Raw genomic sequence first — 25,755 nt, forward strand, 5'->3', positions numbered from 1 at the left:
CCCATTACACAATCAGCCCATTCACCGGCGTCAGGATCCCCGGGGATGTGGCTGGATTGGCCCGCTGGTAACTGGCGGCGCCTTCAGGCCGCTGGTAGAGTGTGCCGCCCGTTCACCCGTTCGATTCACTGTTTAAGTGTGGAGAGTTTCATGCAGTTTCAGGGTACTGACCAATATGTGGCCACCGACGACCTGAAAATGGCCGTTAACGCAGCGATTGCGCTCAAGCGCCCGTTGCTGATCAAGGGTGAGCCGGGTACCGGCAAGACCCTGCTGGCCGAGCAGGTAGCTGAATCCCTGGGCCTGCCTCTGCTGTCCTGGAATATCAAATCCACCACCAAGGCCCAGCAGGGCTTGTATGAGTACGACGCGGTGTCTCGCCTACGCGATTCCCAGCTCGGTGCTGAAGGGGTGGAAGATGTGGCCAACTACCTGAAGAAAGGCAAGCTGTGGGAAGCCTTTACCCATGACGGACAGGTGGTTCTGCTGATCGACGAAATCGACAAGGCCGACATCGAGTTCCCCAATGATTTGCTGCAAGAACTGGATCGCATGGAATTCTTCGTCTACGAGACCGGGGAAACCATCCGCGCCGAGCAGCGCCCGATCGTGATCATCACGTCCAACAACGAAAAAGAGCTGCCCGACGCTTTCCTGCGTCGTTGTTTCTTCCATTACATCAATTTCCCCGATGCCCAGACCATGCAGGCCATCGTCGATGTGCATTTCCCGGAGATCAAAAAGAACCTGGTCACCGAGGCCCTGGAAATCTTCTTCGAGCTGCGCAAGGTGCCCGGTCTGAAGAAGAAGCCCTCCACCAGCGAGTTGATCGACTGGCTGAAGCTGCTCATGGCCGACGATATTCCGGCGGACATCCTTCAGAATCGCGATACCAAGAGCGCGGTGCCACCGCTCTACGGTGCATTGTTGAAAAACGAGTCGGACGTACAACTGCTTGAACGCCTGGCGTTCATGAACCGTCGCGAACGCTAACCGCAACGCTGGCTGATTATGCTGATTGGTTTCTTCGAAAATCTGCGCCGTTACCGGGTCCCGGTAACCCTGCGCGAATTGCTGGATCTCTTTGATGCCCTGCAGGCCCACGTGGCTTTCGGCTCCATCGAGGATTTCTATCTGCTCAGCCGGGCGGTAATGGTCAAGGATGAAAAGTTCTACGACCGTTTCGACCAGGCTTTTGCCAACTACTTTGAAGGGCTGGAAAACCTGGAGCCCGATTGGCTCAACAAGGTGATCCCGGATGAGTGGCTGCGCAAGGAGCTGGAGAAGAACCTGAGCCCGGAAGAGTTCGAAAAACTCAAGGGTCTGGGTAGCCTGGAAAAGATCATGGACGAGCTGCGCAAGCGGCTCGAAGAGCAGGAAAAGCGCCACCAGGGCGGTAACAAGTGGGTCGGTACCGGCGGCACCAGTCCCTTTGGTGGCTACGGCGCCAACCCGGAAGGGGTGCGCATGGTCGGGCCATCCCGCAACAAGCGGGCGGTGAAGGTCTGGGAAAAGCGGGAATTCCGCAATCTGGACGATTCCGTCGAGCTGGGAACGCGTAATATCAAGCTCGCCCTGCGCCGGCTGCGCAAGTTTGCCCGTATTGGTCGCGAGGAAGAGCTGGATATGGATGACACCATCCGTTCCACCGCTCGTAACGCCGGCCTGCTCGACATCAAGATGCGTGCGCAGAAGGAAAACCGCGTCAAGGTGCTGATCTTCTTTGACGTAGGCGGCTCCATGGACCCCTACATCAAACTCTGCGAAGAGCTTTTCTCCGCCGCCCGGCTGGAGTTCAAGCACATGGAGTATTTCTACTTCCATAACTTCATCTATGAGTATGTATGGAAGGACAACCGTCGTCGCTGGGACGAGAAGATTTCCACCTGGGATGTGCTGCATAAATACGGCAGTGACTACAAGGTGATCTTTGTCGGTGATGCGGCCATGAGCCCCTACGAAGTGAACTCCGTGGGCGGCAGCGTGGAGCACTGGAACGAAGAGGCCGGTGCGGTCTGGTTCCAGCGTCTTATGGAAACCTACGATAAGGTGGCCTGGCTCAACCCGGAACCGGAGCGTGCCTGGCAGATGACCACCTCCACGCAGTGGATCAAGCAGCTCAGCGAGCACAAGATGTATCCGCTCACTATCGAAGGCCTGGAAAAGGCCATGCGCTATTTGAGCAAGTAATGGTCTTTTTGTAGGAGGCTGCCTGCAGCCGAACGCCACAATCGGGTTCGCGTGCAGGCAAGCTATTTCCTACGTCCCTCAAGAGCAAAAATCTGCATTCCGCTCGTCTGCCCACCCCTGTATTTTGCCGCACTAAACATTTCGTCTAGTAGCGCACAGAGCCCTGCATCCGTATTCTCCGCGCCTTTCGCGTTTCACGCCCCGGACAGCCCACAAGGCACGGAACCCCGGGACGCCGAAGCACAAAGATGAACGCCCACCGTGATCCGGTGGACTTCAGGAGAGATTCCCATGTCCAGGGTGCGAACCACCATCTGGACGACCGTTTTCAGCAGTACCGCATTGGCCACAGCCGGCCTCTATGCGGATACCACCCAGTCTGAAATCCGTCGTCTTCAAAAGGAGCTGGATCGGCTCAAGGCCAACCTGACCCAGGATGCGCCAACCCATTCCCCGTCAAACCATCTGCAGTGGCCCGGCTTTGCCGTGTTCGGCAAGGTCAGCGTGGATGCCATCTACGATGACAAGAATGCGGGGCTCGATGATCTGTTGATCCCGAGCACCATCCCTGCCGGTGATACTCATCAGCAGAATTTTGAGCTACACAGCAAGAACAGCCAGTTAGGCCTACGGGTAGGAGAGGGCAGTGGGCCCCATGCGGTGTTCGCCGTGGATCTGTTCGGCAGCATCGATGGCTACGATTTGCGAGTCCGGGATTTCTATTTTGAGTATGGCGCCCTGCGTGCCGGCTACGGCTACACCGCCTTGCTGGATGGTTCGGCCTGGCCGTTGACGCTGGATTCCCAGGGCCCCAACAGCGCCATTTTCGCCCGCCAGACCGGCGTGCGCTGGCAGGGCGAGCACCTAACGGTGGCTCTGGAGGATCCCAATCCGGAAGTGTATGACCCGGATAACCTGAGCAGCGCCAGCGGCCGCCGGCCTGACATTATTGCCGTCTGGACCCAGTCCCATGGCCGAGGCCACTTGCGGGTCGGCCTGATGAACCGGGAAATCGGTGTGGAATTTGCCGATGGCGGCCAGCAGTTCGCCAATGCCACCGGCGGTGTGCTCAGTGGCACCCTGGCTGTGACCGACAGCCTGACCCTGCTGGCCAGCGGCAGTTATGGTGAAGCCATGGCCCATTACTACAATGACCTGTCTGGCTTCGGTGACAGCAGTATGGATGGCTACGTATTCGCTACCGACGGACTGAAGCCGCTACTGGCTCAAGGCGGCTATCTGGCCGGGCAGTGGCAGTTCCGCCGGGATTGGACGCTGGCCATGGTTGGCGGCGAAATTACCCTGGAAAAGAACAATGAGCTGCCCGGAAATGCCATGCGTCGTACCCGCTACGGCACCCTGAGCCTGATTCGCCAGCACGACGACAGCCTCAGCTATGGGGCCGAGCTGGCTTACGGGATGCGCGACAATCAGGCAGGGGATCGCAGCGAAGCGCCTCGTGTGCAGTTAAACCTGACTTATCGTTTCGAACATACCCACAGCCGCGATCACTGATCAATGCTGAGGCGTAAGGGCTGGAAATGGGGCTCTTTACGCCTCAGGCAACGCCTGCGGTGTTAGCAGGTCAGCTGTTGTTGGAGCTAAAACCTTTAACAGCTGATCATTGGGCGAGAGCGTTATCCCGAGAAAAGATATTATCGCGATATCTCCTATTTAACATAATATACATTATGCGTAGCCATGATTGATTCTTTGCCAGGTCAGCCCGATACAATCCTTACCCTGCTTTTCACCCGGATTTGCCTCCGGCCCTGATAAACTCGCGATTTGCATAATTCTTAGAATAACTGACAAGGACACGCATGCGGTTACTGTCCCTGCTACATCATTTCTTTTTCCGGGTTGTCCTGCTGTCGCTACTGGCCGTGTCCGCGCTGGCGGATGATCGCAAGCCGGTATCCTTGGCTGTGGTGGATTTGTCACGCTCCCAGGATGCGCTGCTGGTGAACGGCACCCTGGTAGCAGATCGAGCAGCCCGGCTTTCAGCGTCTGTTTCCGGGCTGGTGAGCAAATTGCTCGTGGATATCGGCGACAAGGTTGAGACCGGTGCCCCTCTGATTGAGCTGGATGCCGAATTGACCCGTCTGGAGTTACAGCGTTCCCGGGCTGATTATCAGCAGCAACAGGCCACACTGGAAGACGCCCGCCGGCGACTGCAGGAAGCCAACAGCCTGGTGGCGAAGCGAAGCATCGCCGCCAGCGAAGTACGCAGCCTGGAATCTGAGGTTCAGGTGGCCACCTCGGGACTGGCCTCAAGCCAGGCTGACGTGGCGAGGCAGCAAGCCTTGCTCAAGCGACATACCCTTCGCGCCCCTTTCAGTGGTGTTATCAGCGCAAAGCTTACCGAGGTAGGTGAATGGCTGACACCTGGCACCACGGTCTTTGAGCTGGTGGGCAGCGATGATCTGCACGCGGATTTTGCGGTCCCACAACAGTATTTTCCGCAGTTGTCCCTGGATACCGGCCTGGAGGTCTGGCTGGAGAAGGAAGACGACTCGGAGAGCTCGATAGCCGCAAGCATTACCGCAATTGTGCCTGTTAACGACCCTACTGCCAGAACCTTCACGGTGAGAGCCAGTGTTGACGGGAAATCCCTGACGCCGGGCATGGCGATCAATGGCCGGCTACAAATGCGCTCAGCAAATACCCGGCCCTCCGTACCCCGAGACGCCCTGCTCCGTGACAGCCAGGGCAATGTGACGGTCTGGATTGCCGAGGGCGACGATAAAAACCTGGTGGCGCGCCGCAAGGTCGTCAAAATCGCCTCGGGCCAGTCACAGCAGGTCACTATAGTCGAGGGCCTGAATCGTGGTGATCGTGTGGTTATCCGCGGCAACGAGAGCTTGCGGGACGGTGACAAGATCCGAGTGGTGGACTGATGTTCGAGAAGATTGTCCGCAATGGCACCCTGATGACGGTAGTGGTGTTGATCGTCACCCTGCTCGGCGTTCTCGCTGCACTGCGCATTCCGGTTCAGATGATTCCCGATCTGGAAGTGCGAACCATTTCCGTGGTGACAAGCTGGCCCGGTGCCACGCCCCAGGATGTGGAAAAGGAAATCCTCATCGAGCAGGAAGAGTACCTGCGCAATCTTCCCAACTTGCGGCGGATGACCTCCTCCGCCGGCAGTGGCGAGGCGGAAATCGAGCTGGAATTCCCCTTCGGCGTGGATATCACCGACGCACTAATCCGGGTTAATAATGCCCTCAGTCAGGTCCCCAACTATCCGGATAATGTGGATCAGCCGCGCATTCTCTCCAGCTCGTTTTCCAGCAACGCCTTCATGTACTACCGCGTCTCTCCCCTGCCCGATAATCCTCGCGGGCTGGACATGGACATGATGCAGGATTTCATCGACGATGAAGTACGCTCGCGCATGGAGAGCGTGGCCGGGGTCTCCCAGGTGGAAGTGCGCGGCGGTGCCGAACGGCAGGTGCAGTTGCTGCTGGATGCCCAGAAACTGGCCCAGTTCGGGCTCAGTGTGGTGGATGTAAGGGATGCCCTGCGTGAGCGAAACCGGGATGTGTCCGGCGGCGAGCTGGAAAGCGGTAAGCGGCGCTATTTGCTTCGTACTGTGGGGCGCTTCAAGGATATCGACAGCCTCAATGAACTGATTCTGGTCCGCAGCGGTGACTCCCAGGTACGCCTGAAAGATGTGGCTACTGTAGTACTCGATCACTTCCCGGTTCGCAGCCTGTCACGGGTCAATGGCGAGCCGGTGATCAGCTTGGCGGTGCGCCGGGAAACCGGCTCCAATGTCATCGACATCAAGTACGCCATGTTCGACCAGGTAACGCAGATCAACCGTGAGGTGCTGGAGCCGGCCGGCATGCGCATGGCGCTGATCGCTGATGATGTGCGTTACGTGGAAGCCTCGGTGGCCAATGTGTGGACCAATCTGGCCATTGGTGCGGTGTTTGCCACCCTGGTCATGTTCCTGTTCTTGCGCTCGGTGAAGATCACCGCCGTGGGCGTGATCGGCATTCCCATCTGCACCATTGCCGCATTTCTTGGCCTGCTGCTGGCCGGGCGCACCATCAATGTGATTTCCCTGGCGGGTATCGCCTTTGCTATCGGTATGACACTGGACAATTCCATCGTGGTGTTGGAAAGCATCGAGACGGAACGGCGCAAGGGGCTGGATCGCTTTCGCGCGGCAGTGAGTGGCATCCAGAAGGTGTGGCCCGCGGTGTTCGCCTCCACCATGACCACGGTGCTGGTATTTCTGCCGGTGGTGTTTATTCAGGAAGAGGCCGGCCAGCTTTATTCCGATATCGCCATTGCCGTATCCGCGTCGATTCTGGTCTCCATGCTGGTGGCCATGACGGTAATTCCCACCCTCTCCGCCCGGCTAGATTTCAGTGCCGTGGTGGCCCATGACGGCCAGCACAGCCGCTGGATGACTGCCCTGCACCGCCTTTCCGGTCTCCTGTCCAGTAGTCGCCCCCGGCAAGTGATCACCCTGCTGGCAACCGTGCTGATAGGTGGTGCTATTGTGCTGTTCCTGACGCCGCCGGCGGAATATCTGCCTGAGGGTGAGGAACCGAAAACCTTCGCCAGCATGAGCGCCCCTCCGGGTTACAACCTGAGCACCATGGAAGCCATTGCTGACGAAGTAGAAGCAGAGTTCTTGCCGCTGGTGGGTGCCGACCCGGCGGACTACGAGTCAGGAAAGCTGGCCATGCCGCCAATGAAGTATGTGAATATGGGTGTGGATGCGGAGCGCCTGCGCATCATAGCCGAGCCGGTGGATCCGGCGCACATGGAAGCGATGATGGATGCCATCACCGAGGTCTATCAACGCTATCCAGGCATGGGGGTTTTCGCGGCTCGCGGATCGATCATATCCAGTAACGACGGCGGTACCCGCAGCGTGACCCTGGACGTGGCCGGGGCGGATCTGGCGGAAATCTACACAGTGGCCTCACGGCTGGAGCGCGAGGCCGAACAGGTATTTGATAATCCGCGCATCCAGTCCCAGCCCGCCAGCCTGTCCCTGGCCCAGCCACTGATTGAGGTCCACCCGCGCTGGAGCCGTGCCGCCGAAGTGCAGTTTTCCACGCAAGAGCTGGGCTTTACGGTAGCGGCACTCACCGATGGCGCCTATCTGGATGAGTTTTTCCTGGGTGACGACAAGATCGACATCTATGCCTATAGCCATCGTACCGGCACCCGGCCGGATCTGGCTGCCCTCCCCGGCTTGCCAGTCCATACGCCTATCGGTGCTACGGTGCCACTATCATCCCTGGCTACCCTGAAGGAAACCGTGGACACCAGTGTGGTGCGGCGGGTCAACGGCCGGCGCACAGTAACGCTGAATATCATCCCGCCCCGGGGTGTGGCCCTGGAAACCGGCGTCAGCCGGGTGCGCGGCATGATTCAGCAATTGCGCGATGCCGGCGAGATTCCGGATACCATCAGCATCACCCTGTCCGGCGCTAGCGACCAGCTGCAGGCTACCCAGGAATCCCTGTCCGGCAATTATATTGTGGCGCTGATGCTGGTCTACCTGTTGCTGGTGGCTATTTTTACCCATTGGGGCTTCCCGTTGCTGATCATGACTACGATTCCACTGGGCATCGCCAGCGGCCTGCTGGGTCTGGCAATGATGAATGGTGTGGGCGCCTTGCTGCCAGTCCTGGGGCTGCCCCCGCTAACCCAGCCCTTCGACATGATCACCATGCTCGGGTTTCTGATTCTGATGGGCACAGTGGTAAACAATCCGATCCTGATCGTGCATCAGGCGACGCTGAATTTCCGCGATAATGCCATGAGCGCCGTGGATGCCGTGAGCGAGGCCGTTGCCTCACGGTTGCGCCCCATCGCCATGACCACCATCACCACGGTCTGTGGCCTGGCACCACTGGTGCTGATCCCCGGCGAGGGCACTGAGCTCTATCGGGGGGTCGGGGCGATTGTCCTGTTCGGGCTGCTCGGCACCGCCATTGTGACCATCACTTTCCTGCCAGCGCTCACTGCGTTGGTGCTTTCACTTTTCCAAAAGAGGGTTTGAATTCCGCAACGTTTCCTTCCGACGGTTGACGGCAGCGCAAAAAGTGACCACAAAGACATTGTGCCTATCCAAGGATGGGTGAGACATTTTGTCCCAGGGTTACGAACGGCGTAGTTGATCTATATCAAGAAAGCCGGTGAACACGCTTGGTATCGTCTCCCGGCGCATCATTCGGAAGGGAACGCACATGGAAAACTCAGCGGTTTCACCCTCTTACAACTACACGGTGGTACGGCAATTCACCATCATGTCGGTTGTATGGGGGATAGTGGGTATGCTGGTGGGGGTGATCATCGCCGCCCAGCTTGCCTGGCCAGTCCTCAATTTCGAGTTACCCTGGTTCAGTTTTGGCCGGTTACGGCCATTGCACACCAATGCGGTAATTTTTGCCTTTGGCGGCTCCGCCCTCATCGGCACCAGTTACTATGTGGTGCAGCGAACCTGCCAGGCCACTCTGGCGTTTCCCAAGCTGGCCGCCTTCAGTTTCTGGGGCTGGCAGGCGGTGATCGTGGCCGCGGCCATCACCCTGCCCATGGGGTACACCAGCAGCAAGGAATACGCGGAGCTGGAATGGCCCATCGACATCCTGATCACCCTGGTCTGGGTGGCCTATGCCATTGTCTTTTTTGCCACTATCGCCCGGCGTAAACAACCTCACATCTACGTAGCGAACTGGTTCTACGGGGCCTTCATCATTGCGGTTGCCCTACTTCATGTGATCAACAACATCGCCATTCCCGTCTCGGCGATGAAATCCTACTCGGTCTATTCCGGGTCGATCGACGCCATGGTGCAGTGGTGGTACGGGCACAATGCGGTGGGCTTTTTCCTGACCGCAGGCTTCCTCGGCATGATGTATTACTACGTGCCGGTACAGGCCCAGCGCCCGGTATACTCCTACCGTCTTTCCATCGTGCATTTCTGGGCCCTGATCGCCGTGTACATGTGGGCCGGCCCGCATCACCTGCACTACTCTTCCCTGCCCGACTGGGCCCAGTCCGTGGGCATGGCGTTCTCTATTGTGCTGTTGGCGCCCAGCTGGGGGGGCATGATCAACGGCATGATGACCCTGTCCGGGGCCTGGCATAAGTTGCGCACGGATCCGATCATCCGCTTCATGATCGTTGCCCTCTCCTTCTACGGTATGAGCACCTTCGAAGGGCCGATGATGTCCATCAAGACCGTCAACGCGCTCAGCCACAACACGGACTGGACCATCGGCCATGTGCATTCCGGTGCGCTGGGCTGGGTAGCCATGATCACCATCGGCGCTATCTACGTCATGATTCCCCGCTTGTTTGAGCGCAAGCAGATGTACTCCATCGGCTGGATCAATGCCCACTTCTGGCTGAGCACCATCGGTACGGTGTTGTACATCGCCTCCATGTGGGTGTCCGGGATCATGCAGGGGCTGATGTGGCGGGCAGTTAATACGGACGGCACGCTCACCTACAACTTCGTGCAGGAGCTGGTAGAGCGGCAACCGTTCTACGCCATCCGCCTGCTCGGCGGGGTGGTGTTCTTCGCCGGCATGGTGCTGATGGCTGTCAACGTCTACAAGACCATCGTTGCCGAGCGCGATACCCATGGCGACGACAACGTGCTGCAGGCTGCTTGAGGAGACCGACATGTCCAATGCCCATGAAAGAGTGGAAAAGAATGTCGGCCTGATGATTGTGCTGACGTTGATTGCGGTGAGTTTCGGTGGCCTGGCGGAAATCGTGCCACTGTTCTGGCAGAAGGCCACCACTGAGCCACTGGAAACTCTGGAGCCTTACACAGCTCTGGAAATGGAAGGTCGCGACATCTATATCCGCGAAGGCTGCCACGTCTGCCATACGCAGATGGTGCGCCCTCTTCGTGCGGAAACGGAACGCTATGGCGCCTACTCAGTGGCCGGCGAAGATGTCTGGGAGCACCCCTTCCTGTGGGGCTCCAAGCGTACCGGGCCGGATCTGGCTCGTGTCGGTCTGCGGCCGATCACCGAGCAATGGCACCGTGAACATTTGCGCGATCCGCGCCAGGTAGTGCCGGAATCGAATATGCCGGCTTATCCCTGGTTGCAGGAAAATCTCGTGGACTGGGGCGACACGGAACGAACCTTGCGATTGTTCAAGGACACCTTTGGTGTGCCCTACAGCGAACAGGATATCACCGAGCAAATGAACAAGATCAAGGGTGAGTGGGCTGATGCCACGGAAGAAGATGCCCTGGTGGCCTATCTGCTTTCCCTGGGCCAGGAACGTAAGGAGGTAGCACAATGAGCTTTCAAGCCCTGTTTACGCTGGTCTTCTTCGTCGCTTTTATGGCGATGACGATATGGGTGTATCGCCCCAGCCGAAAAAAAGACTACGAAAAACTCTCACACATGGCCCTTGAGGCTGACCGCCGCAAAGAGAGGGACGAGCAATGAGTGATTTCTGGAGCTGGTTCATCATCATTATCGTTGCCATCAATCTGCTCGGTTGTGCGGGCCTGTTGTTGTGGAACAATCAGATCTCTCCGGAGGAGGCTGCCAAGGAAACCACCGGGCACAGCTTTGACGGTATTCAGGAACGCAATGCCCCGCTTCCCCGCTGGTGGCTGTTCCTGTTTATCGGCACATTGATCTTCGCATGCGTGTATCTGGTGCTTTATCCCGGTCTGGGCAAGTTCCCGGGGGTGCTGAACTGGAGCAGTACCCTGCAATACGAAAAGGAAGTCGCCCTGGTGGCGCGGCAGACAGACCCGCTGTTTGAGCAGTTTGGCAAAGTGCCGGTGGATGAACTGATCGAGTACCCGGAGGCCTTGGCCGTGGGTGGTCGTCTATTTGCCAACAATTGCGCCATCTGTCATGGCTCGGATGCCCGCGGCGCGAAAGGCTACCCGAATCTGGCGGATGATGACTGGCTATATGGTGGTGAGCCCAAACAGATCATTGCCAGTATTGCCCAGGGCCGCACAGGCATGATGCCACCCATGGCCGCTGCTATCGGCAATACCGACAAGGCAGTGCGCGACATGGCCATCTACGTGCAAAGCCTGAGCCGACCGGATCTGGTCAACGACGCGGATAAGGCCGCCGCCATCGAGCGAGCGAAGCCCAAATTCGCAGTTTGTGCCGCGTGCCATGGCCAGGAAGGCAAAGGAAATCAGGCCATGGGTGCGCCCGATCTTACGGACACCACCTGGCTTTACGGTCCGCGTCTGGAGGACATCGAGACCACTATTCGCGAAGGACGAAAAGGGGAAATGCCCAAGCATGAAAATCTACTCAGCAAAGAGAAAATTCATGTCATTGCGGCCTACGTTTACAGCCTGTCCAACAAGTCAGCCCCGTAACCCCAGGGCCATTGTCGCAGCCTGCAAAAGGCTGCGACAGGCCGAGTCGGCGGATCACGCCAGCAGTCTTCGAGGTGCGTAATGAGTGAGCGCGACCGCATTAAAACCGTTGATGACAGCCCGGAAGCACAGGGCCCCATTAGCCTCTATGCCAAGCGTAAACGGATCCAGGTGAAATCCATCAGTGGCCGTTTCCAGCGCATTCGCGATTTCAGCATCATCAGCACCATGGGGCTTTATCTTGCCCTACCCTGGATTCGCTGGGATGGACAGCAAGCTGTTCTCTTTGATCTGCCGAACCGGCAGTTCCATATTTTTGGCCTGACTCTCTGGCCGCAGGATTTCCTGTTTCTTTCCTGGGCGCTGATCATTGCTGCGTTCGCCTTGTTTTTTTTCACGGTTCTGGCCGGGCGAGTCTATTGTGGGTATGTATGTCCCCAGACTACCTGGACCCGCTTTTTCCAGTGGATAGAACAACTTTTTGAAGGTGACCGGCATAGTCGAATGAAGATGGACGAGGCGCCCTGGTCCATGAGTAAGTTGCTACGGCGCGGCAGTAAACATGTGCTGTGGTTGGCGCTGGCCTTTCTTACCGGCCTCACTTTTGTCGGCTATTTTTCACCGATTACGGATCTGACTGTTCGTATCTTCAGTGTTGAATGGGGTGGCTGGGAATTGTTCTGGGTAGGTTTCTTTACCGTTGCCACTTATATGAACGCCGGTTTCATGCGCGAACAGGTGTGCCTGTATATGTGCCCCTATGCCCGTTTCCAGAGCGTCATGTTCGATCGTGAAACGCTCATCGTTTCCTATGACGAAGATCGTGGCGAACCCCGTGGCCGGGGTAGCAAGAAACGCAATCAGGAGCCGCAGGCTGTCGAAAAAGGCGACTGCATTGACTGTGGACTGTGTGTTCAGGTCTGCCCTACAGGCATTGATATTCGCGATGGGCTCCAATACGAATGCATTACCTGCGCGGCCTGTATTGATGCCTGCGACGATGTCATGGATCACATCGACAAGCCCAGGGGCTTGATCCGCTACACCACCGAGAATGCGCTGGAAGGGAGGGAATCCCGGGTGCTGCGTCCCCGGTTGATCGGTTATGGCATTGTCCTGCTGGCCATGGCTACCCTGTTTATGGCCACGCTCTATAACCGTGTGCCCTTGCAGGTGGATGTTCTGCGCGATCGCAATCAGCTTTTCCGGGTTGCCAGCAGCGGCCGCGTGGAGAACGTCTATCGCCTGGAAATTCTCAACAAGGGCCAGGATGCCCATCGTTATACACTGAGTCTGGAAGGCCCTGAGGGGCTGCGCATGGAAAACCGCACTGAGTTTACTATCCAGCCCGGGCAGCACCTGTCATTGCCGGTGACGGTAAGTTATGACCCCTATGAGGTGGAAATGCAGTCATCCACCATCTGGTTTTCAGTAAGGTCACTGAACGACCCGGACCTGGAGAAACAGCATGAATCCCGTTTCATCACCCCACGTCGATGATCGCCCCTGGTATCGATACCCGCTGCTCTGGCTGGCCATTCTGCTGCCGGCCAGTTCAGTGATTGCCGGCCTGACCACCCTGTATATTGCCGTCATCAATGCAGACAGCCCGGTGGTCGACGAGTGGTACAAGGAGGGCCGTGGAATTAACCGCTCCGCGGAACAGGAACAGATTGCCGCGCGACTGGGCATTGGCCTGGTGCTGTCCCAGGTGGGCGCCGGCGTTCAGGCAAGGCTGACCAGCGATGCCGGAATCCCTGCGCCAGAATTGATTACCGTGGCGCTGCGCCACCCCACCCTCAAGGAAAAGGATGTGTTGCTGACACTCCATCACCAGGGCAATGGCGTTTTTCGTGGCGACGGAGCTCTCCCCTCAATGGGCCGTTTTATCGCTACCGCCTCTACCCCTGAGGGGCACTGGCGTCTTTACCAAAGTGGCAGCATTGAAGACGGTACGGTGCGCCTGGGTCACGCTACCAAGCCATGAATCAGAGCCTCACCCCACCCTGCTGGCACTGCGGGCAGCCTGCCCCGTCTGGTGCTTTCACCGCCCGCACCCCGGAGGGAAGCCGTGATGCCTGCTGCCCGGGATGTGCTGCCGCCATCGAGACCATTTACGGCATGGGGCTGGATGACTATTACCGGATTCGACAGGACGAAGCCCCGGCACCGGATGCACGCCGGGCAGAACTGGACCTGGCTCTGTTCGAGATCCCCGACCTGCTTGCGCCACACTGTGCGTCGCTGCCTGACGGCGAACGCCTGCAGCTGCAACTGAGCGGACTGACCTGTGCGGCCTGCAGCTGGTTAATCGAAAAAGCCCTGTCCACACAGCCTGGTGTCAGTCGCGCCAGTGTCAATCTGGCGGGCATGACACTGACAGTGGACTACCAGGGGGCACCGCAAGCCCGGGAAACCGCCCGCCGCATCCAGCAACTGGGTTATGGCGTGAGCCTGCCCGGTGATCCTGTCGCCACCGCAGCCAATCGCCGCGAGCACAAGCGCCTGCTGGGCAGGCTGATACTGGCCGGACTGGGCGCCATGCAGGCCATGATGTATTCCATGGCGTTGTATATAGGCGTCTTTGATGGTTCGGATGCGGTTTACGAGTGGGTCTTCCGCCTGGCCAGCTTTTTTGTCGCCACCCCGGTGGTCTTTTATGCTGGCTGGCCCTTCTTTCAAGGCGCATGGCGTGGGTTGCGCAATCGCAATCTGACCATGGACACCCCCGTCGCCCTGGCTCTTTTCCTGGCCTGGGGCGGCAGCCTGGTAGCCATGTTCACCGGCGGCAGCCACGTGTACTTCGATTCCGCCGCCATGTTCGTTTTCTTCCTGTTGATCAGCCGCTGGCTGGAACACCGTCAGCGCCAGGCTATTAATGCGGGCTATGCGAGGCTTGGCGATACCCTGCCCCGTGCGGTTCGCCGTCTCAGTGGTGATCAGGCGCAATGGGTCAGTCTCAGGCAGGTGGCAGCCGGCGACCGATTGCTGCTGATTCAGGGTGATGTGGTACCGGTGGATGGCCGTATCATCGACGGCCAGGGCACCTTCGATGAAGCGGCACTGACCGGTGAATCTGTGCCGATAAGCCGGGGGCTCCATTCTTGCCTGGTGGCCGGAGCCCGCCTGCAGGAAGGCTCAATCACGCTGCAGGCAGAGTGCGCCGCAGACCACAGTCAGATTGCCCGAATCTCTGAACAGGTGGAGCTGGCCAGCCGCGAGCGGCTGGATGTGATCCGTGACTGGCACCGCATCGCCCCACTTTTTACCGCTGCGGTTCTTCTGCTGGCTGCCTTTACGTTGCTTTGGCACTGGCCGGCCGGGCCCGGCGAGGCTTTTGACCACACCCTGGCGGTACTGGTGATCACCTGCCCATGCGCGCTGGCGCTGGCTGTACCTCTGACTCTTTCGGCGACCCTGGGTACCGCCCTGCGCGAAGGAGTGCTGGTGGCATCGCCTCGCCAGCTGCTGCGATTACCCCATATCGGAGGGGCTCTCTTTGATAAAACCGGGACGCTGACTCTGGGACGTTTCTCGTTGGTGGACACCCAGGTTGCCGGTGAAGGGCAAAAGGCCGATCTGCTTGCCATTGTTTCAGCTCTGGAATGGAACAACCCTCACCCGCTGGCCCAGGCCTTTCGCGACATTGCGCGCAACCCACAAATGACAGACATCCTGCCGGATGGAAATGGTATTACCGGCAACCTTCAGGGCCAGCAATGGCGCATCAGCGGCGCACCGCAACAGGCTCGCCCCGGTACAACCTGCCTGCAGCTGAGCCGTGACGGCGCCGTGCAGTTGTATTTGTGGCTGCAGGACAGCATTCGCGAGGAGAGTGCTGCGGTAACACGGGCTCTTCGCCAGCAAGGGTTGGCTGTACGCATGGCAACCGGCGACAACGATGCCGCTGCCGGGCCGGTGGCCAGGGAATTATCGCTGGAGGAATGGCGTGCCGGCATGAAGCCCGCTGACAAGACCCGCTGGCTCAAGGAGCTGCAGACGACCACGACGCAAATGATGGTGGGTGACGGCATCAATGATGCGGAGGCCATGTTGGCGGCGGATGTATCCGTGGCCACCGCCAACGCCACCAGCCTGGCCCAGCGGGCAGCAGGATTGTATATGCTCAAGGACAATCTGCAGGCGATACCGGCTTTGCCTGCACTTGCCAGGCGTTGCCAGCGCACCATTCGCCAGAATCTCACCTGGGCCCTGCTCTATAATCTGTTGGCGGTGCCCTTTGCCGTGGCCGGGTGGGTTCCGCCCTGGGCTGCGGCCATCGGCATGTCTGCCAGTTCACTGCTGGTCACCCTCAACGCAACGCGAGTTACCCGATGGAAATCGTCCTCCTGCTGATTCCTCTGGCACTGCTGTTTCTGGCCGGGGCGATCTGGGCCCTGTTCTGGGCCCTGCGCAAGGATCAGTTTGATGATCTGGATAATGCCTCTTGGCGGGTGGTGTTCGAAGATCGTGAACAGCGCAAAGGCCTCCCTACGAGTAAAGAGGCTGCAGATCACGACAACGAGCGGAACTCATGATACCAGCGAGCCCGGAATCCCTGCTGACTCTGCTTGCCAGTGCTCTTTTGCTGGCTTCTGCCGGCAGCGTTCACTGTATCGGCATGTGCGGCGGTATCAGCAGCGCGCTCACCTTCTCGATTCCAGAATCCCGCCGCCAGGGCAAGTCGCTATGGGGCTGGCAACTACTCTTCGGCATCGGCCGGGTATCGACCTATATGGTGCTTGGTAGCCTGGCAGGGATGCTGGGCAAGGCGTTGCTGGATTGGCTGCCTGGTCCCTCCATGGCCATTGGGCTGACCCTGTCCGGGATTCTGATGCTGCTGCTCAGTGGCTATCTGCTCGGGCAAGGCGTGTGGCTGAAAAAACTGGAAGGGATTGGTTCCGGGCTGTGGCGCCGATTGCAGCCCCTGACCCGGCGGCTACTCCCGGTAGATCACCCGCTAAAGGCGCTGGCGCTGGGCGGACTATGGGGCCTGCTGCCCTGTGGCCTGATTTATACTGCCCTGGCCCTTGCCGTTACGGCCGGCAGCGCACCGGCTGGCGCATTGGTGATGCTGGTCTTCGGTATGGTAACCGTGATCCCCGTGGCCATTACCGGTGTGATCGCCTCCCGACTGCAGCATTTCCGCAACGGCATCTGGCCGAAGGTGGCGGCATCGCTGACGTTTCTGCTGGCACTGGCATTCTTCTGGCAGGCCTGGTCCATGAGCCAGATGCCCCATCACGTCCACCCTGGTCCCGCCGATCCAGGCAAACACAGCCACCACCATCAGCCCGAGACTTGATCCAGGTCAACACAGTCAATTCAGGGCCCGCAATAATGGAGTAAATCACTTAACTGGAGAGCGGGTGTGGCTACCTGGGACAAAACATTGATCAGCCGGCATGGCGGTCCCGGACCGCGCTACACGTCTTACCCGCCTGCTCCCCAGTTTCACGAGGAAGTCAGTGAGTCGGATTATGCCGAGGCCATTGATGCTGGCAATGCCGCTCGCCGGCCGTTGTCGCTGTATATGCACATTCCGTTCTGCAGCACCGTCTGCTATTACTGCGCCTGCAATCGGGTTGTCACCGCCAACCGTGGCAGAGCGGCGGAATACCTGAAACGTCTGAAGCAGGAAATCGGCCTGCGCGCCGAACAGGTAGACAGGCAAAGGCCGGTCACCCAGATTCACTGGGGTGGCGGCACCCCCACCTTTCTAAGTGATGCCCAGATCACCGAACTGGTCTATTACATGGCCAGACACTTCACCCTGCGTGAAGATGACCGTGGCGACTATGCCATCGAGATTGATCCACGCACCGTGGACCAGGCTCGTCTGGGGCTGCTTCGTGGCCTGGGCTTCAATCGCATCAGCCTCGGAGTTCAGGACCTGGACTTGCGTGTGCAGCAGACGGTCAATCGGGTCCAGCCCTATGAAATGATTCGTCAGACCATGGGCTGGGCGCGGGATTTCGGTTTCAAATCCATTAACACCGATCTGATTTACGGCCTCCCCTGGCAGTCGGAATCCAGTCTGGCCCGCACCATCGAGCAGATTGCAGACCTTCGGCCCGAGCGAATTTCCCTGTACAACTACGCCCATCTGCCGGCGCGCTTCAAAATTCAGCGGCAGATACCGGATATGGCCTTGCCCAGCCCGGAAGAAAAGCTGTCCATGTTCGTCCGTGCCGGGCGCATCCTCCAGGATGCCGGCTACACCTTTATCGGTATGGATCACTTTGCTCTGGAAAGCGACGAGATTGCCGTGGCTCAGCGCAACGGGCTTCTGCACCGCAATTTTCAGGGATACACCCTCCACGGGGATGCGGATTTGCTGGGCTTTGGGGTCAGTGCCATCAGCCAGATCGGCAATCTTTACGCGCAGAACATGAAATCATTAAGTCATTGGTCGGATGCCATTGATCAGCACCACTCCACCATTGAACAGGGTTATCTCCTGGATCGCGATGACCAGATGCGCCGCGACCTTATCATGCGCCTGTTGTGCGACCTGTACGTGGACATGAATCTGTTCAGTGAGCAGTGGCAAATCAATTTCCCTGACTACTTTGTGGATGCCCTGGCTTCCTGGGTGGAGTTTGAGGATCAGGGGCTGGTGCGCGTGGACAAGCAGCGGCTGGTGATCACCGAGCAGGGCCGGCTGGTAAGCCGGGCCCTGGTGATGCCTTTTGATCGCTATACCCAGAACGAGGCCCAAAATCGCTTCAGTCGCATCATTTGAACTATATTCGCTTGTTGTTCACCCAACCCTATAATGTAAGGTGAAATTTGTAATACGCAGCCATCAACCGGAGCCACACTGTGTCTCAACATGTTTCCTGCAATGATTGCAGTCTCAGCCCTGTCTGCCTTCCACTGGCAGTGGCGCCGACACAGCTCGACGAGCTGGATCGCATCATTCATCGGGGCCGCCCCCTGAAACGCGGCGAACATCTGTTTCGCGCCGCCGACGAGTTTCAGGCGGTCTACGCGGTGCGCTCCGGCGCCTTGAAAACCTATGTGCTCAGCGATGAAGGCGACGAGCAGGTCACCGGCTTTTATCTCCCCGGTGAAGTGCTTGGCATGGATGGCATTAGCACCGCCCACCACATGTCCAACGCCAAGGCACTGGAAACCGCCACGGTGTGCGAGATTCCATTCTCCAAACTGGAAATGCTGTCCCAGCGTATCCCGTCGCTGCAGCACCATTTTTTCAGCCTGATGAGTAACGAAATTCGCTCAGACCGTGAGCTGCATATGCTGCTCAGCAAGAAAAATGCGGATGACCGGGTGGCATCCCTGTTGATTTCCATGTCAGCGCGTCATCAACGCCGAGGTCTTAGCGAGCGGGCATTCCGTCTTCCCATGTCGCGCTATGACATCGCCAATTATCTGGGCCTGGCGGTGGAGACTGTCAGCCGCATCTTTACCCGCTTCCAGCAAAATGGCTGGCTACGCGTGGAGGGACGTGAAGTGGAGATCCTAAATCGGCGAAGCCTTTGTGGAGAGCAGAGTCTGGAAGTAAGCCTGTGACCGCCCCGGTACTGGCCATTCTTGACAGTGATCTGAAGGCTCCCCAGCCTGCGCTATACAAAGCCAGACAGGTGGCGGATTCCACCAAGGCGCCACTGCATGTTCTGGTCAATGCCTATTCCTCCGCTATGGTTCGCGCCGTTGGCGTTGACCATGAACGACAAGACGCCGCCCGCGCACAGATTCACAAAGCCTGGCAAAACAGGATCAGTGAATTAACCGATAGGGAGCGCTGTCAGCTTTCCATTCTGTGGCACAAAGACAGCATGGCCGCATTGCGTGAGAGCATCCTCGACCTGCAACCCGCCATGGTGGTTGTGCATACCAGTGAAGAAAGCGGCCTGCGCCGGCATCTTTTCATCCCGCGGGACTGGCAATTGATTCGCAAGGCGCCCTGCCCGGTGCTGTGTGTTCATGGCCGTCAGTGGCCCAATGCACCGAGAGTTCTGGCCGCCCTGGACCCGGGTACAGAAGAGCTGCCCCAGGATGCCCTGGCGGTTAACGTGCTCGGTGCGGCAAATCATTTTGCCGGCAATCTTGGTGGCACCCTGCGCGCTACTCATGTGCTCGATGAAATGGACGACAGCCTGATTCTGCTGGTGGGCGAAGCGATTCCCGATTACAGCGGCGGCATGGAAAAGGTGCGCCAGTTTTACCGTGATCGCTTTCAGGCATTTGGTGCCGCCCACGGCCTGGGCCCGGACCAGATGACCGTGCTGACCGGCCCGGTGGCGCCGACCCTGGCGAAATACTGTGACGAACAGGATATGGACGTACTGGTGGTAGGCACCGTGCATCGTAACCTGCCGGAAAGGCTGTTACTGGGCGCCACAGCAGAATCCGTGATTACCCGTGCCAGCACGGATGTGCTGGTCATCAAACCCCAAGGTTTCCAGAGTCCCTGGCAAGCCTGATCAGGAGCATAACGTAATGACAGACAAGAAAGACTTTGCCGACAACATTCGCCAGAAACTGGAAGACTGGGATTATCAGCTGGATCGCCTGACCGCCCGGTTGGGGGACAAGCGTGAAGAGTGGCGTAGCGACGCGAAGCAAAAAATTGCGGAGATTCAGGATCGTCGCGACGAGCTGGAAGCCAAACTGGAAAAACTGGAGTCTCACGGCGAAGATGCCTGGGATGACATCAAAGCCGGCGTGGAACTGGCCTGGGATGGTTTGAAAACCGGCTTGCTTGCCGCCCGCAGCGAGTTTGAAGACAGAGACTGACCCCGTTTCAGGAGCGCCCCAGTGGCGCTCCTTCACCAGGTCTACTGCTCGGCCCGACGAAACACCGGCTTGTCCGGGGTCGACAGATCCGAAGCAAAGCAATAACCCGCCACATCGAAATTCTTCAGTTTGGCCGGGTCCTTGATGCCCTTCTTGATAATCCACGCCGCCATCAGGCCACGGGCCTTCTTGGCGTAAAAGCTGATCACCTTGTACTTGCCGTTTTTCTCATCCTGGAAGACCGGTTCAATGATGCGGCCATTGATCCCTTTCTTGTTCACCGACTTGAAATACTCATTGGATGCCAGATTGACGAGCACGTCGGTTTTCGCCGCTTTCATATCCTTGTTGAGCTGTTCAGTGATAATGTCGCCCCAGAACGTATAGAGATCCTTGCCGCGTGGGGTATCCAGTTTGGTACCCATTTCCAGGCGGTATGGTTGCATCAGGTCCAGCGGGCGTAGCACGCCATACAGTCCTGACAGCATTCGGAAGGACGTCTGGGCCTCCTTGAGCTGGTTGTCCGTGAAGGTGTCGATTTCCAGGCCGGTATACACATCGCCCTTGAAGGCAAACGCCGCGGGCCTGGCATTCTTCTTGTTGAAGGGTCGCTGCCACTGGGCAAACCGCTCCACATTCAAGTGCGCGATCTTGTCACTGACACCCATCAGGCTGCTGACATCCGCCGGAGAAAGCTGGCGTGCCCGCTCGATCAACACATCGCTATCATCCAGCAATCGGGGCTGGGTGGTTTTCAGCGTCGGCAATTCGCTCTCGTAATCCAGGGTTTTTGCTGGCGATACAACAATCAGCATGGCCTACTCCTTTACATATGACTCTCGGGATTATATGAATCAGGGGGAGCGAGGTCTGCAATTCTGGAGAATAAATGCGCCTATTACTGGTATTGACTGTCATTATCGCGGTTACCGTTCTGCTCTGGGGTAGCTGGCAATGGGGGCGTCGACCGTTTTATCTGGTGCTGAGCCTGGTACTGGCCGGCCTCATGGTACTCGGCATCGGTGTCTGGCAAGGCGGCCGTGACGATCAGGTGCGGCTTCCCCCTGATGGGATCGAGGTAACGCTGAAAGAATTCCTTGCCTCTGAATCCGGCGTGCGCCTGACCGGCAACCTGGCCAACCGCAGTGAAATGAATGTGGCAGCGGTAACGCTTCAGGCCCGCGCCCTGTCCTGCCCGAAGGCGGAGAATGACTGCACTGTGATCTACCAGCAGACCATTGATGTGCAAATGTACCTGCCCGCTGGTCAGGATTACCCCTTTGCAGTTGTCAGTCGTCATCCGAAAGAAGACACCCCGGTGGATCGCTGGGAACTGGAAGCGATCGACAAGCTGGCCTACCCGCAGTCGTAGACTGGCATCCTGCAGGGTGAATCGTCACAATGCGGCCTTCAAATTCCCAGGAGTCATTATGGCATCACTGATTCCCGGCCAGCTCACCCCGATTGGCGATCATGCCTGGCGGGTTCTGGCGCGCAACCCGGGCATGATGACCGGGCCTGGCACCAACAGTTATCTGTTTGGCAAGGATAGCCTGACGGTCATTGATCCCGGCCCCGAGGATCAGGAGCATCTGCAGGCCCTGCTGCAGGCTGCCCGCACCCTGGGAAAACCCATCGACCAGGTGGTGGTCACCCATACCCATCGAGACCATTCCCCAGGCGCTCTGGCATTAGTGGCAGCCACCGGGGCTCGTTGTCTGGGCCCCTCGGTACCCGATGACGGCCTGCAAGACGAGAGCTGGCAGGCAGACCGTCTGTTGGCCGAGGGAGACCGGGTGGATTGCGGCGGCGTTTCGCTACAGGTAATTGAAACCCCGGGCCATGTGGGCAACCACCTGTGCTACCTCAGTGATGATGGCATGCTGTTTACCGGCGATCACCTGATCCAGGGCTCCACCGTAGTGATCGCTCCTCCCTCCGGTTCCATGCAGGCCTACTTTGCTTCGCTACGCAAACTGCAGCAGCGCGGCATCACACGGATGGCTCCTGGTCATGGCGATCTGATCAGCGACCCGGAAGAAACCCTGACCCATACACTGGCGCATCGACAGAAACGCGAAGACAAGGTGCTGGACGCCCTCTTGGGTGACCCTCAAACCCTGGCAGTGTTGGTGAAGGTGGTCTATGACGACGTGCCGGAATTCCTGCACGGTGTAGCCCAATTCTCTCTGCAGGCCCACCTGATCAAGCTGGCCGAAGACGGCAAAGCCGAAGAAACCGATCAAGGCTGGCACAAAACCTGATTGCGCCAGCGAGGCGAGTTACGAGAAGCGAGTTTCGAAAGGCGAAAAACAAACCGGCGCTACGATTTTGATTTTCGTGACTCGCTTCTCGCTCCGCCCTCTTCGCATCTCAAGCGATGCTCCTACAGGAGCTCAGCCGAAGGCGGTTTTCGCGGTTAACCATGCACCGTTAACTGCCCTTCACAACCACCCTTTACGCTTGAAAAACCAGTAAGGCGTCATGCCGGATAGCAGCATCAGGCATATCGCCATGGGATAGCCATAAACCATGTCCAGCTCCGGCATGATCTCGAAGTTCATACCGTAGATACTGGCAATCATGGTCGGCGGCAGGAACACCACCGCGGCGATGGAAAAGATCTTGATGATCTGGTTCTGCTGGATATTGATGAACCCCTGCGCCGCATCCATCAAAAAGTTGATCTTGTCGAACAGGAAGGTGGTGTGTGACATCAAGGTGTCCAGGTCATGCTGCACCTCGGCACAGGTGCGACGGCGAACCTTGTCGGTGCGGACATAGCGCTGAATAAAGGAAATAGAACGCTGGGTATCCATCAGGCAAAGGCGAATCTTGCCGTTGGTATCCTCCAGCCGGGCCAGTTTTTCAATATCGTCTTCCAGCTCTCCGTTCTCCTCCTCCAGCACGCTGTACCCCACTTGTTCCAGGTCACGGTGCACATCCTCGAGGGCATCAGCCAGGTTTTCCACTTTTTGCTCGAGAATACTCAAGAGGATATCTATCGGCTGCTTTGCCTTTACCCAGCCTCGGCGTACGCGCAGTCGCAGTAGCCGGAAATCAGGCAACCGGGAATCCCGGAATGACAGCAGACGACCTTCCTGGACGACAAACGCCACCGTGGACGTACGAGCGCGACCCTCGGACTGAAACAGAAACAGGGAGTGGACATGCAGCCCCTGCTCATCGCTGAAGAAACGGGCGGACGCTTCGATTTCTTCCATGTCATCAGAGGCCGGCAGTTCCGCTTCCAGAAACTGTTGCACCAGCTCGCGTTCGTTTTCCTCCGAGTCCACCAGATCGATCCAGCTGGCATCATCAGCCAGAGTGGGCAGGATGCTTTCCGTGTCCTTTTCACGCAGAACACCGTTTTCGATGCGGAAGATATGCAGCATGATGTTTCCCTGATCACCATCGCCGGCAAGATACCGGCAGCAATTTGATATAGCACGGAGCTTATGACTGTCAACGATTCCGGGTCCGCAGCCGGCCAGAAAATGCCGGAAGCGATTACCCTGGCCGGTCAGGCCAGGTTATGGCTTTGGCACCATGCCCTGCCCGCTGCGCAGCACCTGCTATTACAAGCAGATCTGAATGCGGCACTGGACTGGCAGCAGCCACGGATTCAGGTATTTGGTCGTTATCATACCGTACCACGGCTCACGGCCTGGCATGGCGATGCGGGCATCCCCTATCGCTACTCCGGTCACCAGCATGTGGCCGATGGCTGGCCGGACGTGTTGAAGCCGGTGCGCGATACCGTGAGCGAACTGTGCGGGCACCCGTTTAACTCGGTGCTGGCCAATCGCTATCGCAACGGCAAGGATTGCATGGGCTATCACAGTGACGACGAACCCGAGCTTGGCCCGGAGCCCTGGATTGCCTCTTACAGCCTGGGGGCAGAAAGGGATTTCGTGTTTCGTCCCCGTGGTGGAGGTCGCCAGTGTTTCTCGCTGGCACTACCCGATAACAGTCTGCTGCTGATGAGCCCGCAGGTGCAGCAGCAATTCCAGCATGCGCTACCGCGGCGACAACGTGTTCAGGGTGAGCGTCTCAACCTGACGTTTCGCAGAATCTTCAGCGGCATCAGCCCCAGAACGCGTAACTGAGCAGAATGGCGGCGATCAGTCCCGCCGCATCCGCTGCCAGACCACACCATAAGGCATAGCGGAAATCACGGATCCCCACGCTGCCGAAGTACACCGCCAGCACATAGAAGGTGGTTTCCGTGGAGCCCTGCATCACTGCAGCCATACGCGCGGCCAGGGAATCCACACCCTGAGTCTGCATCACATCCACCATGGCTGCCCGGGCCCCGGAGCCGCTCAGCGGTTTAAGGAACGCCACCGGGAGTGCGTCCACAAAGCGGGTGTCCCAGCCAATAGCAGCGGCCCCGAAACGAATGCCGTCCAGGAACAGGTCCAGCACCCCGCCCGCTCGCAACATGGCAATGGCCGCCAGCATGGCCACCAGGTAGGGGATCAGCCGCACCGCCAGGGTGAAGCCCTCCTTGGCGCCCTCCACAAAGGTGTCGTAGCTATCTACTCCACCCCGCCAGGCAGCAACAAAGAAAGCACTCAGCACCAGCAACAGAATGCCATTGCCAAGCAAGCTCGACAGCGTGTTGGCGAGCTCCGTGGGCGCCAGCCAGACAATGGTCCCCAGCGCGGCCAGCATGGCCAGCCAGATACCGGCCACCACCAGCAACAACGGATCGCGCAGAGATATACGCTGGACCCGGGCGGTGACCAGAATGCCCGCCAGGGTGGATACCGTGGTGGCCATCAGCAAAGGCAGGTAGACAGCAGCCGGGTCACTGGCGCCCTGCTGGGCCCGGAACATCAGCACTGTCACCGGCACCAGGGTCACTGACGAGGTGTTGAGCACCAGGAACATGATCTGACTATCCGTGGCCCGTGTCGGCTGCGGATTACCCTGCTGCAGGCGCTCCATGGCCTTGAGTCCAAGCGGTGTGGCGGCATTGTCCAGGCCCAGCATGTTAGCGGCCAGGTTCATGGAAACCGGTGCGGATGCTTCAGGAGTGCGCCGAACCCCCGGCATCAAGCGGGCCAGAACCGGCTCCACCCAGGACGACAACCGTGCGGCCAGATTGCTGGCCTCGGCCATCTTGAATAGCCCGCTCCACAGTGCCAGTACCCCGATCAGGCCCAGGCTGACCTCAACGGCCAGGTCGGCCGCCGACCAAAGGGCATTGATCAAACGCCCCGGCGCCGCCATGTCACCACCAGTGAGCTGGGTCACCGCTCCGGCGATACCCGCAAGGAAAAACAGGCTGAACAGTCTGTGCAAAGCATCCCCCGTACGCTAGGGTCGTGGTAATTTGTTGAAAATCCGTAATTTGGCGACTTTTATGACGGTGCAACTTCGCGCTTTCACGGTAGTCTACAGGTTATAGAGGAATTCAACCGCGAATGACCGCTTTCGGG

The 25,755-nt window shown here is 58.4% G+C and carries 24 protein-coding genes; 21 read left to right on the plus strand and 3 right to left on the minus strand.

Annotated features, from left to right (window positions below):
• The first annotated feature begins 150 nt into the window (after nt 1-150).
• From B3Q33_RS03390 to B3Q33_RS03475, 18 genes are all read left to right on the plus strand, one after another.
• Nucleotides 151-993: an AAA family ATPase gene (locus B3Q33_RS03390; RefSeq protein WP_273010294.1), complete on the plus strand. Its 843-nt coding sequence runs from the start codon at nt 151-153 to the stop codon at nt 991-993.
• Nucleotides 994-1,011: 18 nt separating this feature from the next.
• Nucleotides 1,012-2,190 (plus strand): vWA domain-containing protein, encoded by a 1,179-nt coding sequence (locus tag B3Q33_RS03395; RefSeq protein ID WP_272961808.1) that lies wholly within the window; start codon nt 1,012-1,014, stop codon nt 2,188-2,190.
• Between the two features lie 291 nt (nt 2,191-2,481).
• The gene (locus tag B3Q33_RS03400) at nt 2,482-3,705 is read left to right on the plus strand and encodes a hypothetical protein (protein ID WP_272961807.1); all 1,224 of its coding nucleotides are present in this window, start codon (nt 2,482-2,484) and stop codon (nt 3,703-3,705) included.
• Between the two features lie 308 nt (nt 3,706-4,013).
• Nucleotides 4,014-5,090: an efflux RND transporter periplasmic adaptor subunit gene (locus B3Q33_RS03405; RefSeq protein WP_272961806.1), complete on the plus strand. Its 1,077-nt coding sequence runs from the start codon at nt 4,014-4,016 to the stop codon at nt 5,088-5,090.
• On the plus strand, nt 5,090-8,224 hold the full coding sequence (locus B3Q33_RS03410) for an efflux RND transporter permease subunit (RefSeq protein ID WP_272961805.1): 3,135 nt from the start codon (nt 5,090-5,092) through the stop codon (nt 8,222-8,224). The genes B3Q33_RS03405 and B3Q33_RS03410 overlap by 1 nt, the downstream gene beginning before the upstream one ends.
• A gap of 187 nt (nt 8,225-8,411) precedes the next feature.
• Nucleotides 8,412-9,842 carry a cytochrome-c oxidase, cbb3-type subunit I gene (ccoN, locus tag B3Q33_RS03415; RefSeq protein WP_272961804.1) on the plus strand — a complete coding sequence of 477 codons (1,431 nt, stop codon included), beginning with the start codon at nt 8,412-8,414 and terminating at the stop codon, nt 9,840-9,842.
• A 10-nt stretch (nt 9,843-9,852) separates the two neighbouring features.
• Nucleotides 9,853-10,488, plus strand: a complete 636-nt coding sequence (gene ccoO, locus B3Q33_RS03420) for a cytochrome-c oxidase, cbb3-type subunit II (protein ID WP_035244405.1) — start codon at nt 9,853-9,855, stop codon at nt 10,486-10,488.
• A complete protein-coding gene (locus tag B3Q33_RS03425; protein ID WP_035244407.1) occupies nt 10,485-10,637 on the plus strand; it encodes a cbb3-type cytochrome oxidase subunit 3 in 153 nt (50 codons plus the stop codon). Before ccoO ends, B3Q33_RS03425 begins: the two co-directional genes overlap by 4 nt.
• Nucleotides 10,634-11,545: a cytochrome-c oxidase, cbb3-type subunit III gene (gene ccoP, locus B3Q33_RS03430; RefSeq protein ID WP_273010293.1), complete on the plus strand. Its 912-nt coding sequence runs from the start codon at nt 10,634-10,636 to the stop codon at nt 11,543-11,545. Before B3Q33_RS03425 ends, ccoP begins: the two co-directional genes overlap by 4 nt.
• 81 nt (nt 11,546-11,626) lie before the next feature.
• Nucleotides 11,627-13,045: a cytochrome c oxidase accessory protein CcoG gene (gene ccoG / locus B3Q33_RS03435; protein ID WP_272961802.1), complete on the plus strand. Its 1,419-nt coding sequence runs from the start codon at nt 11,627-11,629 to the stop codon at nt 13,043-13,045.
• Nucleotides 13,014-13,532, plus strand: a complete 519-nt coding sequence (locus B3Q33_RS03440) for a FixH family protein (protein WP_272961801.1) — start codon at nt 13,014-13,016, stop codon at nt 13,530-13,532. Before ccoG ends, B3Q33_RS03440 begins: the two co-directional genes overlap by 32 nt.
• Nucleotides 13,529-15,901, plus strand: coding sequence for a heavy metal translocating P-type ATPase (locus tag B3Q33_RS03445; protein ID WP_273010292.1), 2,373 nt, complete (start codon nt 13,529-13,531; stop codon nt 15,899-15,901). The genes B3Q33_RS03440 and B3Q33_RS03445 overlap by 4 nt, the downstream gene beginning before the upstream one ends.
• Entirely contained in the window at nt 15,880-16,083 is a 204-nt protein-coding gene (ccoS, locus tag B3Q33_RS03450) for a cbb3-type cytochrome oxidase assembly protein CcoS (protein WP_272961799.1), read from the plus strand. The genes B3Q33_RS03445 and ccoS overlap by 22 nt, the downstream gene beginning before the upstream one ends.
• Nucleotides 16,080-16,850: a sulfite exporter TauE/SafE family protein gene (locus tag B3Q33_RS03455; RefSeq protein WP_272961798.1), complete on the plus strand. Its 771-nt coding sequence runs from the start codon at nt 16,080-16,082 to the stop codon at nt 16,848-16,850. The genes ccoS and B3Q33_RS03455 overlap by 4 nt, the downstream gene beginning before the upstream one ends.
• Before the next feature lie 66 nt (nt 16,851-16,916).
• Nucleotides 16,917-18,290, plus strand: a complete 1,374-nt coding sequence (gene hemN / locus B3Q33_RS03460; RefSeq protein WP_272961797.1) for an oxygen-independent coproporphyrinogen III oxidase — start codon at nt 16,917-16,919, stop codon at nt 18,288-18,290.
• A gap of 62 nt (nt 18,291-18,352) precedes the next feature.
• A complete protein-coding gene (gene fnr / locus B3Q33_RS03465; protein WP_035244810.1) occupies nt 18,353-19,081 on the plus strand; it encodes a fumarate/nitrate reduction transcriptional regulator Fnr in 729 nt (242 codons plus the stop codon).
• Nucleotides 19,078-19,995 (plus strand): universal stress protein, encoded by a 918-nt coding sequence (locus B3Q33_RS03470; protein ID WP_272961796.1) that lies wholly within the window; start codon nt 19,078-19,080, stop codon nt 19,993-19,995. Before fnr ends, B3Q33_RS03470 begins: the two co-directional genes overlap by 4 nt.
• Before the next feature lie 16 nt (nt 19,996-20,011).
• Nucleotides 20,012-20,308 (plus strand): hypothetical protein, encoded by a 297-nt coding sequence (locus B3Q33_RS03475; RefSeq protein WP_035244422.1) that lies wholly within the window; start codon nt 20,012-20,014, stop codon nt 20,306-20,308.
• A gap of 41 nt (nt 20,309-20,349) precedes the next feature.
• On the opposite strand, the gene yaaA is transcribed toward B3Q33_RS03475, so the two are convergent.
• Nucleotides 20,350-21,123 (minus strand): peroxide stress protein YaaA, encoded by a 774-nt coding sequence (yaaA, locus tag B3Q33_RS03480; protein WP_035244424.1) that lies wholly within the window; start codon nt 21,121-21,123, stop codon nt 20,350-20,352.
• A gap of 74 nt (nt 21,124-21,197) precedes the next feature.
• Between yaaA and B3Q33_RS03485 the strand changes: the two genes are divergently transcribed.
• Both B3Q33_RS03485 and B3Q33_RS03490 read left to right on the plus strand, forming a co-directional pair.
• Entirely contained in the window at nt 21,198-21,680 is a 483-nt protein-coding gene (locus tag B3Q33_RS03485; RefSeq protein ID WP_035244426.1) for a hypothetical protein, read from the plus strand.
• Between the two features lie 58 nt (nt 21,681-21,738).
• Nucleotides 21,739-22,572: an MBL fold metallo-hydrolase gene (locus tag B3Q33_RS03490; RefSeq protein WP_272961795.1), complete on the plus strand. Its 834-nt coding sequence runs from the start codon at nt 21,739-21,741 to the stop codon at nt 22,570-22,572.
• A 180-nt stretch (nt 22,573-22,752) separates the two neighbouring features.
• Here the strand turns inward: B3Q33_RS03490 and corA are convergent, their stop codons facing one another.
• A complete protein-coding gene (gene corA / locus B3Q33_RS03495) occupies nt 22,753-23,703 on the minus strand; it encodes a magnesium/cobalt transporter CorA (protein WP_272961794.1) in 951 nt (316 codons plus the stop codon).
• Nucleotides 23,704-23,766: 63 nt separating this feature from the next.
• Between corA and B3Q33_RS03500 the strand changes: the two genes are divergently transcribed.
• Complete coding sequence (locus B3Q33_RS03500) at nt 23,767-24,417, plus strand: alpha-ketoglutarate-dependent dioxygenase AlkB family protein (RefSeq protein ID WP_272961793.1); 651 nt, start codon at nt 23,767-23,769, stop codon at nt 24,415-24,417.
• Here B3Q33_RS03500 and B3Q33_RS03505 read toward each other — a convergent pair.
• Nucleotides 24,395-25,618 (minus strand): nucleoside recognition domain-containing protein, encoded by a 1,224-nt coding sequence (locus tag B3Q33_RS03505; RefSeq protein WP_272961792.1) that lies wholly within the window; start codon nt 25,616-25,618, stop codon nt 24,395-24,397. The two genes, B3Q33_RS03500 and B3Q33_RS03505, sit on opposite strands and share 23 nt — an antisense overlap.
• Nucleotides 25,619-25,755: the final 137 nt, after the last annotated feature.

The sequence above is a fragment of the Alcanivorax sp. UBA3183 genome, from assembly GCF_002364155.1.
Classification (GTDB): Bacteria; Pseudomonadota; Gammaproteobacteria; order Pseudomonadales; family Alcanivoracaceae; genus Alcanivorax; species Alcanivorax jadensis.

Bases quoted from the DNA above. Each gene is read 5' to 3' on its own strand.
- B3Q33_RS03490 (WP_272961795.1), top strand. From the start codon at position 21,739: ATGGCATCACTGATTCCCGGCCAGCTCACCCCGATTGGCGATCATGCC.
- ccoS (WP_272961799.1), top strand. From the start codon at position 15,880: ATGGAAATCGTCCTCCTGCTGATTCCTCTGGCACTGCTGTTTCTGGCC.
- B3Q33_RS03400 (WP_272961807.1), top strand. From the start codon at position 2,482: ATGTCCAGGGTGCGAACCACCATCTGGACGACCGTTTTCAGCAGTACC.
- B3Q33_RS03425 (WP_035244407.1), top strand. From the start codon at position 10,485: ATGAGCTTTCAAGCCCTGTTTACGCTGGTCTTCTTCGTCGCTTTTATG.
- ccoG (WP_272961802.1), top strand. From the start codon at position 11,627: ATGAGTGAGCGCGACCGCATTAAAACCGTTGATGACAGCCCGGAAGCA.
- B3Q33_RS03500 (WP_272961793.1), top strand. From the start codon at position 23,767: ATGACTGTCAACGATTCCGGGTCCGCAGCCGGCCAGAAAATGCCGGAA.
- B3Q33_RS03390 (WP_273010294.1), top strand. From the start codon at position 151: ATGCAGTTTCAGGGTACTGACCAATATGTGGCCACCGACGACCTGAAA.
- yaaA (WP_035244424.1), bottom strand. From the start codon at position 21,123: ATGCTGATTGTTGTATCGCCAGCAAAAACCCTGGATTACGAGAGCGAA.
- B3Q33_RS03395 (WP_272961808.1), top strand. From the start codon at position 1,012: ATGCTGATTGGTTTCTTCGAAAATCTGCGCCGTTACCGGGTCCCGGTA.
- ccoP (WP_273010293.1), top strand. From the start codon at position 10,634: ATGAGTGATTTCTGGAGCTGGTTCATCATCATTATCGTTGCCATCAAT.
- ccoN (WP_272961804.1), top strand. From the start codon at position 8,412: ATGGAAAACTCAGCGGTTTCACCCTCTTACAACTACACGGTGGTACGG.
- B3Q33_RS03455 (WP_272961798.1), top strand. From the start codon at position 16,080: ATGATACCAGCGAGCCCGGAATCCCTGCTGACTCTGCTTGCCAGTGCT.
- corA (WP_272961794.1), bottom strand. From the start codon at position 23,703: ATGCTGCATATCTTCCGCATCGAAAACGGTGTTCTGCGTGAAAAGGAC.
- B3Q33_RS03475 (WP_035244422.1), top strand. From the start codon at position 20,012: ATGACAGACAAGAAAGACTTTGCCGACAACATTCGCCAGAAACTGGAA.
- B3Q33_RS03440 (WP_272961801.1), top strand. From the start codon at position 13,014: ATGAATCCCGTTTCATCACCCCACGTCGATGATCGCCCCTGGTATCGA.
- B3Q33_RS03410 (WP_272961805.1), top strand. From the start codon at position 5,090: ATGTTCGAGAAGATTGTCCGCAATGGCACCCTGATGACGGTAGTGGTG.
- B3Q33_RS03405 (WP_272961806.1), top strand. From the start codon at position 4,014: ATGCGGTTACTGTCCCTGCTACATCATTTCTTTTTCCGGGTTGTCCTG.
- B3Q33_RS03445 (WP_273010292.1), top strand. From the start codon at position 13,529: ATGAATCAGAGCCTCACCCCACCCTGCTGGCACTGCGGGCAGCCTGCC.
- ccoO (WP_035244405.1), top strand. From the start codon at position 9,853: ATGTCCAATGCCCATGAAAGAGTGGAAAAGAATGTCGGCCTGATGATT.
- B3Q33_RS03485 (WP_035244426.1), top strand. From the start codon at position 21,198: ATGCGCCTATTACTGGTATTGACTGTCATTATCGCGGTTACCGTTCTG.